At 41.7% G+C, this 11,656-nt stretch carries 11 protein-coding genes and 1 tRNA gene; 7 read left to right on the top strand and 5 right to left on the bottom strand.

Annotated features, from left to right (window positions below; translation table 11 throughout):
* The first annotated feature begins 314 nt into the window (after window positions 1-314).
* Window positions 315-473, top strand: a complete 159-nt coding sequence (locus GW828_RS13555) for a hypothetical protein (protein WP_273057962.1) — start codon at window positions 315-317, stop codon at window positions 471-473.
* Window positions 474-555: 82 nt separating this feature from the next.
* Here GW828_RS13555 and GW828_RS13550 read toward each other — a convergent pair whose 3' ends face one another.
* Both GW828_RS13550 and GW828_RS13545 read right to left on the bottom strand, forming a co-directional pair.
* The gene (locus tag GW828_RS13550) at window positions 556-3,624 is read right to left on the bottom strand and encodes an efflux RND transporter permease subunit (protein WP_273057961.1); all 3,069 of its coding nucleotides are present in this window, start codon (window positions 3,622-3,624) and stop codon (window positions 556-558) included.
* Entirely contained in the window at window positions 3,621-4,742 is a 1,122-nt protein-coding gene (locus tag GW828_RS13545; protein ID WP_182721991.1) for an efflux RND transporter periplasmic adaptor subunit, read from the bottom strand. Before GW828_RS13545 ends, GW828_RS13550 begins: the two co-directional genes overlap by 4 nt.
* 244 nt (window positions 4,743-4,986) lie before the next feature.
* On the opposite strand from GW828_RS13545, the gene GW828_RS13540 reads away from it, so the two are divergent.
* Both GW828_RS13540 and GW828_RS13535 read left to right on the top strand, forming a co-directional pair.
* A complete protein-coding gene (locus tag GW828_RS13540; protein WP_273057960.1) occupies window positions 4,987-5,637 on the top strand; it encodes a TetR/AcrR family transcriptional regulator in 651 nt (216 codons plus the stop codon).
* Window positions 5,638-5,743: 106 nt separating this feature from the next.
* The gene (locus GW828_RS13535) at window positions 5,744-6,688 is read left to right on the top strand and encodes a DUF6268 family outer membrane beta-barrel protein (RefSeq protein WP_124016886.1); all 945 of its coding nucleotides are present in this window, start codon (window positions 5,744-5,746) and stop codon (window positions 6,686-6,688) included.
* A gap of 122 nt (window positions 6,689-6,810) precedes the next feature.
* Here GW828_RS13535 and GW828_RS13530 read toward each other — a convergent pair whose 3' ends face one another.
* Both GW828_RS13530 and GW828_RS13525 read right to left on the bottom strand, forming a co-directional pair.
* On the bottom strand, window positions 6,811-7,257 hold the full coding sequence (locus tag GW828_RS13530; RefSeq protein WP_182697980.1) for an LPP20 family lipoprotein: 447 nt from the start codon (window positions 7,255-7,257) through the stop codon (window positions 6,811-6,813).
* Complete coding sequence (locus tag GW828_RS13525; protein ID WP_273057959.1) at window positions 7,254-7,964, bottom strand: FlgO family outer membrane protein; 711 nt, start codon at window positions 7,962-7,964, stop codon at window positions 7,254-7,256. The genes GW828_RS13530 and GW828_RS13525 overlap by 4 nt, the downstream gene beginning before the upstream one ends.
* A 268-nt stretch (window positions 7,965-8,232) precedes the next feature.
* On the opposite strand from GW828_RS13525, the gene GW828_RS13520 reads away from it, so the two are divergent.
* The 4 genes from GW828_RS13520 to GW828_RS13505 all read left to right on the top strand — a co-directional run bounded on the left by GW828_RS13520 (window position 8,233) and on the right by GW828_RS13505 (window position 11,005).
* Complete coding sequence (locus tag GW828_RS13520; protein WP_259395201.1) at window positions 8,233-9,441, top strand: flagellar assembly protein FlgT; 1,209 nt, start codon at window positions 8,233-8,235, stop codon at window positions 9,439-9,441.
* Window positions 9,442-9,510: 69 nt separating this feature from the next.
* Window positions 9,511-9,586: transfer RNA gene (locus tag GW828_RS13515), tRNA-Arg, on the top strand.
* 217 nt (window positions 9,587-9,803) lie between these two features.
* On the top strand, window positions 9,804-10,283 hold the full coding sequence (locus GW828_RS13510) for a DUF2947 domain-containing protein (RefSeq protein ID WP_182697995.1): 480 nt from the start codon (window positions 9,804-9,806) through the stop codon (window positions 10,281-10,283).
* 161 nt (window positions 10,284-10,444) lie between these two features.
* Window positions 10,445-11,005 (top strand): chalcone isomerase family protein, encoded by a 561-nt coding sequence (locus GW828_RS13505; RefSeq protein ID WP_273057958.1) that lies wholly within the window; start codon window positions 10,445-10,447, stop codon window positions 11,003-11,005.
* A 97-nt stretch (window positions 11,006-11,102) separates the two neighbouring features.
* Here the strand turns inward: GW828_RS13505 and GW828_RS13500 are convergent, their stop codons facing one another.
* Entirely contained in the window at window positions 11,103-11,588 is a 486-nt protein-coding gene (locus GW828_RS13500; RefSeq protein ID WP_124016901.1) for a flagella synthesis protein FlgN, read from the bottom strand.
* Window positions 11,589-11,656 lie beyond the last annotated feature (68 nt).

The raw sequence follows: 11,656 nt of genomic DNA, 5'->3' as shown, positions 1-11,656 counted from the left end.
ATACCGCGTAAATGTAAAGATTGTCTGGTATGAAGCCAAAAATGTGAAACAAATATAAATTCATGTTCTATGAGGACATTTATCGCATAACACGACTAGGAATTTTAAATTTAGACTGTTTTTTTAGGTTAATCAATAATGCTCACATTAACAGCGTCTAAATTAGCGCCTGCCTTTTTTTCTCAGGCCACTACCAGCAAGTATTTAGAGGGTAGGGCTAATCATAATATATTAAGTTGACTTGAATTATTATCTTGTTTATTTGACCAAATTGTCGATTTATACCTAATTGCACGGTACAGGTTAGGGAAGTCATGTGGCTTATAAGGCTGGACGAGAAAGTATGTTGGGCCGGTGAAATGCTCGACAAGTATTCAGATTTAACCTTGGTTGATTATGGCTTTGTTTACCTCAGAGACATTAATTTCCCCCAAGACGACACCAATTGGTTCTTGTTAGAGATAACCGTTTAATTTATGTTTGAGTTTTGTGCTTACTGCCCTAAAGCGGATTTTTACTGCCAGTTTAGGGCAAATCTTTATTTTGTATTGAACATTAAATCGAAATTGGCTTCTTGATAAGGTTGACCTTAGGTTTCATTAACAAGGTATACATTACAGGCACCCAAATTAGTGACAACATGGTCGCCAAAAGCGTACCGCCAGCAATGGCTATGGCAAATGGCGGCCAAAAGCCACCACCTGCAATAATTAGCGGTAAAAAGCCGCCTATAGTCGTGATGGTGGTGGAGCCGATATGACGACCACAACTGCTCACAGTACTGATGATCAACTCAATATTACCATGGCGCGCCTCGGGTATATCTTCTAACTCAGCCAAAATAACAATTGCAGCATTAATGGCTAAGCCCATTAATCCCAATAAGCCGATAATAACGGTAAACCCAAACGGATAGCCAAATACATACACGGATAATAAACCTAAACCCGCCGATTGAAATGCACTCAGTAAAATGATTGCCGTTAATCTAAATGAGTTAAATGACAGCACCACAGTGGCTAGTAATAAGGTGACAACTAACACTACATTTGACAATAAATTACCCACTGCCTCATTACGTTTTGCACTTTCGCCGCCAATTTCAAGATGATATCCCGCCGGAATAGACAAATTAGCAATGGTATCCTTAACCTCGTTTAATACTTGTGCAGGCAGTACTCCACTGGTGATATAAGCTTCAATAGTATTGACGCGTTCGCCATTTCTGCGGGGGATTGCGCCGCGACTCACATTGATTTCGTTATAAGATAATGCCGCTAGCGGTATACCTGAACCCGAAGGCGATACCAGATTTATCTCGGCTAAACGTGTGGCTTGTTCGCGACTGTTGTCGCCTAAACGAACACGAATGGGCAGTGATTCTGTTTGCTCTAAAATGCTGCCACCAATTATGCCGGTAGTCGCCATTTGAATTTGATTGGCAATATCGCTAAGGCTCAGGCCGCTCATTAAGCTGGCATCTTCATTGACTTGTAACCACACTTTTGGCGCGCCAGAACTTAGTGTTGCGCGAGTATGGATCACATCGGGTGTTGCAACTAAAATCCCGCGTACTTGTTCACCCAGTGCTTTCAATGTGTCCAGATTAGGGCCGTATATACGCAACTCTACCGGAGCGTTAAAAGGAGGGCCTTGTTCCAGTTTTCGAACCAAGATTTGGGCTTGTGGAAACTCCACATCAAACTCTTTCTGCAATTGTAAAATCAATCGATTAGCCGCCGCAAAATCGGTCACTTTAATCATTGCTTGGGCATAGTTAGTTGCCCCTTGCTGTCGTTGAGTTAAATTGTAATAGAAAGAGGGCGTGTTACCCCCGACAACCCAAGTCGCAGCCACAATATCTTCAATTTTTTGCAGTTTATTATCAATCAGTTTTACCTGTTCTAGGGTGTTTTCAATACTCACATGCGGCGCTAAGTAGACTTCAATTTGGAACATATCGCGGTCAGACGGAGGGAAAAATTGTTCTGTCATTTTTCCCGCGGCAAAAAAACCGACAATAGGTAATATACCGATAACAATCGCCGTCAGTATTGGCCGTGTTAATGCAAAGTAAAGGCTGGCTGTATATGCTTGGCTGATTTTGGGAAATGCCATACCTTGTTGATACCAAGCCGTTGGTTTTTCACTGCGGCTAAAGCGCCCAGCAAGGCCTGCGATAATGGTATGCGAAATAATATATGATCCCAGCAATGCAAACATCACCGAAATTGCGATACCACCCACAAACTCACCCGCAGCGCCTGGCATTAACACAATTGGTGCAAAAGCTAACATGGTGGTAATGGTTGAACCCGCTAATGGCAGCCATAAGTGGTGCAGAGTTTTAGATACCGCTTCAAGTTTGCTCATACCTTGCTGACGGCGTTGCGCAATGGCATCAACAATCACAATTGCGTTATCAACCATAATACCCAGCGCAACCACTAATCCTGTTACCGACATTTGGTGGATCGGTAGTCCAGTATATTTCATGCAGGTGAGGGTAAACAGTGCGGTTAGTGGTAATGATATTGCTACAATCACTGCATTACGTAAGCCTAATGTCAGCATTAATACCAGTAAAATAATCACAAACCCTTGCAGCAGATTAATGACCAAGTCGCCTAAGCGATCGCTGGTATAGCTTTGTTGGTCAAATAACCATTGCACCTTAATATTGGCCGGCAAGTTTACTGAAAACTCGTCAATGGCGTTACTCACGTGCTGTTGCCATACATCGACGCGGTTATTATTGAGCATGCGAGCAGAGACTAATACGCCTTGTTGACTGTCGATTAAAGCAATACTCGATGCAGGCGTTTTAGCTTGGCGGCTAATATTGGCCACATCGCCTAAGCGAATAATTTGGCCGTAATCGTCTACTTTTAACGGCACTTGGCGGATACGGTTTTGTGAGTCTAATTCACCAGAAACCTCAACCAAGGCTCTAAACTGGTTGTTATTAATTTCACCGGCGGAAATTTTGCTGTCGGCATTATTTAAAATTGCCGCGATACCTGCGGGAGTTAAATGCAGTTGACTGATTTTATTACCATCTAATTCTACTAAAATCTCTTCTTCAGGTGCGCCATACAACTTTGCAAAGTCAGTACCGCTGAGTAATCTTAAGCGACTTTGTAATTCTTTGGCGTACCGATTAAGAATATCGACTCTTACTGGGCTGTCATCGGCCCAAACCAGTCCTAAAATAGCGGTATTGGCATACCCTAGCTGATCATCTAATACACTGTTTTGTGCTGCAACGGGTAACAGTGATTTACTGTCGGCAATAAGATCTCGTGCCCGTGACCATACTGGAGCAGTATCGGTAACAGTATCTTTTAATTCTAACTGGATTACCGAAATACCCGGGCGGGAAGTTGACTGGACTAGCTTCAACTCTTCTAAACGGCGAAGTTGATTTTCGAGTACTTCGGTCACGAGTGCTTCAACGCGTTCTGCTGATGCCCCTGGGTATTGAGTAATAACCGATGAAAATCGGTTCGTAATATGTGGGTCTTCCGTACGCGGTAAGCTTGAAATTGCTCCTAAGCCAGCAACAATTAATAATGCAATAAATAAACTGGTTAGGCGGCCATTTTCTAAAAATGCTTTAATCATAATGCCCCCGTTTTCTCAGCTTGAGCTAGGGTGACTTTTTGATTAACCACTAACTTATGCAAGCCTTGAGAGACAATGATATCGGTTGGTTTTATGGCGCCTTGAATATAGGCTTGTTGTTCATTGGTATAGATAATTTCAACATCGCGACGTTCAATGGTATAAAAACCTTGCTCAGCTTTAACTAAGGCAAACACGTTCCATAACCCGCGTACGCCATCGGTTAATGCCGACATCGGCACCCAGTAACCAGATGCAGGCACATCTTGTTGATAAGCCAAATAAGCTATTTCGCCATTGATTACTCTGGCTGAGTCGGGCAAATGAATACGCAACTGCACCGTGCGACTAATGGTATTGACCTCGGCACTAATACCGGCAATTTTAGCGGTAAAGGTTTGTTTACCTACACGGACATCTACCATCTGCTCGGCGGCTAACTGCTGTGCAATATCAATCGGTACCCCAATATAAGCTAAAGGCTCACTGTTACCCACTAAGGTAAAAACCGGACTGCCTAGCGCAATCACTTCGCCGACATTATGAAACCGCTGACTGATAGTGCCATTGAATGGAGCTAACAATGTCGATTTTTCAATTTTTAAATGGGTGGCACTTAAGCTGGCTTCTATGCGCTTTTGATTCGCTTGTAAGCTAATGACTTGTTGCTGGGTTTCATCAAGCTGCTGTTCAGACACATAATTTTGTTGTTTTAGTTTTTGAGTGCGAACTAAGGTGCTTTTGGCTAAATCGATATCCGCTTGGGTTTGTAATAAACTGGCTTGCAGTTGTTGTTGTTCGGCCGTTAATAACTCGATATCAAGTAGGGCTAATGTTTGACCTTTAGTCACAGTATCGCCACTGTCGACTGAGATATTGTTGAGCTTACCCGCAAGCTCAAAGCCAATACCTGTGGTATTGGCTGAGCGAATTGTCCCAGTATAGGTTTGCATATGCTGGTAATGGTCATTTAACACTAAGCTTTGTGATAACACCGCTTGATAGTCAATTGTATGCGAGTGTTCTTTTACCTCAGAGCCACAACCGCTTAAAACGATTAAGCTTAAACTTAGCGCCCAGTATCGAATGATGGCAGTGAATGTCTTTGACGCGTTCATAAGTTTATTCCTTGCAAAGCAATTAATAGTGTCAATGTTGATTTATTTTTCGCCGTTGGCATGAAAGGCAATAAGCGCATAGATTTTCAGCACAACATAAAATGTAACTTTAATGTTAACTAGACTCGATAGTCTAATTTTATAAAACTAGACTGTCCAGTCTATTTTTGGTTACTATTAGGCTAAATGCTGATCAGCAATGCAGAGGCTTGATTTGCTTAATGAGCTAATTTATGGAACCAACATGACAAAACAACACACAGCGCTTAATCCCAGCGGACAGAACCACATCAGCCGCAGTGAACAAAAGCGTGCCCAGGTGCTCGAGTCTGCGATTGATCTTTTTTGTCATCATGGTTTCCCTAACACCAGTATGGATGAAGTGGCCAAGCATGCCGGTGTATCAAAACAAACTGTTTACTCCCATTTTGGTTCTAAAGACGATTTATTTGTGTCTGCGATTGAATCGAAATGTGTTGTGCATCAACTCACCGACGATGCCTTAATTGATGCCAGCCAACCACAACAGGTTATTTTGTTATTTGCACAGCAGTTTGGCGAAATGATTGTTAGCAAAGAAGCCATGACAGTGTTTAAAACCTGTGTTGCTCAAGCCGATACTCACCCAGAAGTGTCTAGATTGTTTTATAATGCAGGCCCTAAGCATGTACTAGGATTGGTTCGAAACTACCTAATAAAAGTCAATGAACACAACGAATACTTTTTTGAAAACCCTCATGAAAGTGCGGTTAGATTGTGTTTAATGTTGTTTGGTGAGCTAAAATTACGCCTAGAGTTAGGCTTAGAAATAGAAGATTTAATCGTCACCAGACAACAATACCTGCAAGATACCGCCGACATGTTTTTACGAGCACATAAAGTGGGCGTAAAATAAACTCAACCTCAAGTTGAACTTAATTGGCCATATAGCAGTATTACTTGAGCAATTAAGCCAAAGTAATATTCAGTTTATTTCATTATTTGAAGGGAAGCAGATTAGTATGACGCTTTACAACACTAAGGTAATTTCTTCTCCGGCACAGAGTAAGTCACTGAATTTATCTGTACGGTCATTATTGTGCGTATCGGGTCTGCTGTTAAGTCAGCATGCTTTAGCGGCACCAGAACGTTCACCGTTTTCACTCACTGTTGCTCGTACATCAACGGGCACCGCTAATGTAGGCGCAGAGAGTGCTAACCCTAATCAGTTGCAACGAGATACATGGAAAACCAGTTTTTCGGCAAACATGCCACTTAATCGTCAGTGGTCTATAGGGGCAAACTTAGGCTACGATAATCTCGATTATGACTGGGATATTAACCAAAACAGCCTGTTACGCAGCAGTACTCAACCTTGGTCGACCATCCATCAGTACAGTGCCGGTTTGTCACTATCGTATCGCTTAGATAATCATTGGATGTTTCTCATCGCACCCAAATTACAGTATGCCTATGCTGATACGGCATCATCTTCAAATGCACAAAGTTATGGTGTCGTCGCCTCGGGGATGTACCGCTTTGATTCGGGTAATATGCTTGGTTTCGGTGTGGCATATTTAAATGATATTTCAGAAGTGCGCACCTTGCCTTATTTAGCCGTACGTTGGCAGATAAGCGATAAGTGGGTACTTGCTAACCCGTTCCAAGCTGGTTTTAGTGGCCCGGCAGGATTAGAGTTAAGTTATCAATATAATCGTGACTGGGATTTTGGCGTGGGCAGCTCAATGCGAACAGAGCGTTTTTTAATTGCTGACGATGACAAAACCATTGAAGTTGAAGAATGGGTAGGCTTTGCTCGCGCAGGTTGGCAAGCAACGACTAACGTTAGCCTTAATGCTTATGCTGGTTACTATTTTGGCGGTGAAATGCAGTTAAGTTATCCCGATGTCACTGAAGACATGGAAAACCAAGCCGCATTCGGTTTAGTGTTTAAACTGAACTTTTAACGATTAGTGGTAAACCATACAATAAAAAATGCCGCTGATATCAGCGGCATTGTTGTAAAAGTTAATCTAGCGACTCAGCATTTATCTAATAAAATCGTCTTAACTACTAATGCAAATCGGCCCTAGAAGTAAGTCACTTCTTTTACCCGCTTAGGGCGATTTTGTTGTTCGTATAACTGCCATACTTGTTTAAAATCAAGTGCTAACTCAGTGACATAAAACTCACCGGCTGGGTAGGTTTTTACCACTTTAGCCCCGCGAATAATGCCACTCACGCTAGACTTAACGTTGTCGTCAGTTAATAACCACTCACTCACGTCGCTGTTTGCGGTAATCTTTTGGCCATACACTTGCTCTGCTAACTCACGATATGCAGCAATTTTTGATGCTTGCATTGCCATTAAAATACGATGCGATGGTTCTTTGCTTGGCTGAGTCGCTAAGGGTGCATAACCAATTGCGGTTAGGGTAGGGAACGAGGCTGGAGCTTCGGTTTCCCACTGGACATATTTATCCTTGCTTACACAGCCAGTTAACAGTACCAACACAATTAACATTAACGACTTCATAGCTTATCTCCTAATACAGTATAACGACTGTCGCCCTTATTTTCGTGGCGATACAGTAAACCATTACGCGATTCAATCATTTCAGAAGGTTGTAAATATCCCGATAAGCTCGACGCCGCCACAAATGATTGCACCGCAGAAACCACTCTATTATTGGTCACATTCACTATCCGGCCGTTAAAGACGATTCCTTCAGGTGTTAAGGTCATGGTTGATACCAAAACGTGCGCTACCGGTAAATCGGAACGCAACAGCTCCCAGTTTCGGCTCAACATAAATTCACCTTGCTCTGTTGCGCGTAAATTGGTTGCGACGTTTAAATCAACCAAATTAAACTCATGTGCATGGAATGCAGCAAGCAATCCTTGCTGTAATTGAAGGCCTAACTCATTGGATGTATTTAAATTGCTGGCCATTACCGGCGTAGAAATGAGCAGTGGTTCATCAGGGCGAAGGGCATCATTTTGCAATACTAATTCGTTGACTAACTTTTCTGCCCACACATTGACCTGGCCCTTAGGCGATATTCCAACAGCTTGTATATCATAAGCTAGCTTGTGCTGATAAACCTGATCTTCATCGACCACTTTGACAAATTTACCGTTATTACTAAAGGCAAGATTATTGGCAGCATTAGGCGTTTGGGTGCATGCAACTAACGTCAATGACGCCAGTATGACCGTGGGGACAACAAGCCTATTAATCATAATAATTCCTCTTACAAAAATGCCGCAAGTCTTGGTATAAATGAGTCATTTTATCGCCTTATTTATCGGTAACTAAGGTCAATTTTTTACTCTTTAATATTCGTTCCTTTATATCGGCAAATGCGTTAGAAGCTTTACTATAATTACCCTACATCTAAAAAAAACTATTAAAGCGGTTATAGGCACAATTTTTGCTTTGTAAAATATAGAGTAAGCTTAATTCATTTTATTAGGCCAAATAGACGTTTTTTTGACATTAGGACATCGTATGCTGATCCGACACAGCCCTACTAACCGAGCTAATCCCTTTAGTCATCTTGCTGTCATAGCCATATTATGTGCAAGTGGCTTGCTAGTGACAATGTCTGCATTTGCTGAACAAATTGAAGTGACTGGCAAAGCCAAAATTGTTAATGGCGATATTGATAAAGCTCGCGAAGACGCTATCAGCCAAGCATTAAATTATGCCAGTTTAAAAGCGGGAGTTAACTTTTCTAGCGAACAACAAATTAATCAAGGACGGCTTACTCAAGATACTTTTCAAATGCAGCGTATGGGCTCGGCCAATAATGTTGAATTAATGAGTGAAATGATCAGCGAGCATACTATTACTGTCATTTTACAGCTTGAGCTTAGCGAACAAGAGCCCGATGCCCAATGTAAAAGCCAATCACTCAAAGCTGCGATTATGCTGCCTCAAGCTTATTTACAAGAACGTGAACAATTACGCTATGGTCAATTAGCCCACTTTGAAGAGCGCATCACCGAACAATTAGGCAAAGCGATTAACGCGCAATCGCGATACAGTTTTGCCAGGCTACATGCAGATGAGAAAATTGATAATACCAATCAATTGGTCAATTTTAGAGGTAACCGCATACCCAGTTGGTTAGGTGAACTTACCGACAGCCAATATTTGCTGCAGCCCGAAATTATTGATATTTCAACTGAACCAGTACAAAGCAGTTATTTGGGCTTTGTAGAAGATGATCCACTGAGGCAATTTATCCTTAAATTAACTCTTTATCATGGCATTAGCGGTGAAGTGGTCTGGTCAGAATCATTTGCGACATCAGCGCCTTGGGAATTTGAACGACAAGAAATAGTTTCACCAGCTAATCAACGCTTTTGGCGATCATCTTATGGCCAGGCGATCAGTGATATTTTACAACAAAGCGTTATGTCGTTAGATAAGCAACTCAATTGCCGACCATTACTAGGCCAAATTGTGGCAAGAGATGGTGATCGCATTATCATCAATTTAGGCCGTAAAAATGGCGTTAAAATGGGTGATAAGTTCCAAATCGTCCTGCAGAAAAACATCCCAGACAGATTCAACTCTATGCGCGCTATCGCGACTAAAAGTCGGGCTAATGTGGTTATCGAACAAGTGACCGAAGACAGTTCAACGGCAATCTTTGACGGTATCGACAGTGCTTATAATATTCAAGTGAATGACATTGCGATTAAGAACTAGTTGGTTGTTAATTAAGCAATTAAATTTAAAAGGTTTAATTCGATTATAAACTCAGTATAATCACTGGGTCTCTCTATAGCTCAACAGGATAGAGCAGCCGCCTCCTAAGCGGCCGATCGGGGTTCGAGTCCCTGTGGGGAGACCATATAAACTACTTCTATGCTCATTCTCAATCTTTTCTCATCATCTGATTTATTTCATTGTCCCTTACCAGAATTAAGATATTTACTCGTATCAATATTTTTAACTACAGCATTAATCTTTTTAACAAATCATCTCATCATTTGTGTTTATCACTATCGCAGTCTGATCGGCTTTAGCGCTATAATTGTGCTTCATTTTTTATTGCTAGGAGCAGTTGTTTGTCACATTCATATATTCCGTTTGATCTTTATAAGCGTAAGTGGATTTTTAACCATAAAGATTTGCCTGTATCAGATGATGATAAGGCCTTGATTAAACCACTGACCGATAAAAGTGCCATGGAAGTGTGGGATAAGTGGATAAGCAATAAGAGCAGTCGGGCGGAATTATTTGAGAAAGGCGATTGGCCAATAAAGCAAGACGCTTGGACGGCAACAGAACATTGGCAATCGGCGTGGGACTCACTGGACAACGCGATGCCTGAAGCTGTTAGTACACATATTCAATGGCCTGATGATGTGGTGGTGTATTTTTGTTATGAAAAGTACCAAATCATTGAAACGCGTTGGGATGTCTTTGTGCGTAATTGGAAGTGCTTCTTGTTTTTCGATGATGGTCCAATTTTAATTTCACCTAAGCACAAGCAAGCGTTGATGTTTAATCAGAATGGCCAATTTAAGTTAGGTGTTCGTGGTTAACCCCTTATTCAACCTCGAAGTGCAATACTCGGCAAATAAGCAATTAACGGTTAATCGCTGAGTTTTAGTATGTGATTTGGTTGCGGTATATATTGCCAGGCATAAAACCACTTTTTATTCTTTCTGTGGTTATTTTTGTGGCGTTTTTTTAGAGAGTTTATATGAAGTTATTAGCTTTAATGGGTATGGGTTTAGTGTTGATGCTGCCGTCATTCGCACACGCTAAAGTGATTGGCGATATTGATGTGGTAGAGCAAATGACGGTTGCTGAGCAACCATTAATACTGAATGGCGCAGGAGTGCGCAGCAAGTTTTTTATTGACTTATATGTGGGCAGTTTGTATTTACCGACAAAAGTGCAAACCTTAGATGATGTATTGGCGCAGCCGATTGCGGTTATACAGTTAACCATTACCTCTGGAATGATTACCTCAGATAAAATGCGTGATGCAATTACTGACGGTTTTGATGCTGCTACCGACGGTGACACTCATTCTATTGCCAAAGATATTGAACATTTTACCCAGTTGTTTGCTGACGAGATGGTTGAAGGTGATCGATTCACTTTTGTGACTCAAAAAGGCAAGGGCGTCAGCAGCATTAAAAATGGCAAGGCTCAGGGGGATATTGCTGGTGAAGCATTTCGTCAGGCATTACTTAAGATTTGGTTAGGTGAACATCCTGCGCAACAAAGTTTACTTGAGGCCATGCTCGCTCAATAAATCTCCTGCTAGGAAGAAACGATAACAAGCGAGCACTGCGCTCACGGTGGCACTTGGCTTGTTATCGCTCGTATGGCTTGCCACCAAGATTTTAACGCTAGGCTGAAAAGTCATTCCCTAGCGTTGAAATGGTCGACGTTTTGCCTTTGTCATTGTAGGTCAAGCTTGAAGCGTTGCGGCTAGCTTGTAATGCTTGTGCGAATCTATTGAGGCTGGCGATATTGAGTTCAATTAAACTGGCATTTTGGCTATTGATGTCTTTGCACTCAGCGAGTATCGATTTTGCTTGAGCAACTTTTTGTGCCAGTTCAACATCTGTGGTGATCAGCGTGTGGTGTGGATGATTAGCCAGTTTTTCGTCAGTGGTTTTCATATTGAATAAACACTGGGTTTTATCTTTGGAAAGTGCCAGTAATTGATCGGCGTCTTGCTTTTCTAACGCAGCTTTCTCTGCTGAAATCAGCTGTTTTAGTTGAACTAACGTCTGATTTTGCGTATCAAGCAAAGTATGCAGTTCTGTAAGTAATTGCTTGTTTTGCGGATCGTTGGATTGTCCTGAGGATTGTACGTTTACTTGTGTCATAAGTTACTCTTGTTTTTTTTACTAACACTTCTCTATGATGCAAATGCGCACCTATTATTCTAGTGTTG

The sequence above is a fragment of the Shewanella vesiculosa genome (assembly GCF_009994065.1).
In the GTDB taxonomy this organism is placed as follows: Bacteria; Pseudomonadota; Gammaproteobacteria; order Enterobacterales; family Shewanellaceae; genus Shewanella; species Shewanella vesiculosa.
Note: the sequence above shows the minus strand (reverse complement) of the source record. Positions and strands in the feature narration are given on the sequence as shown.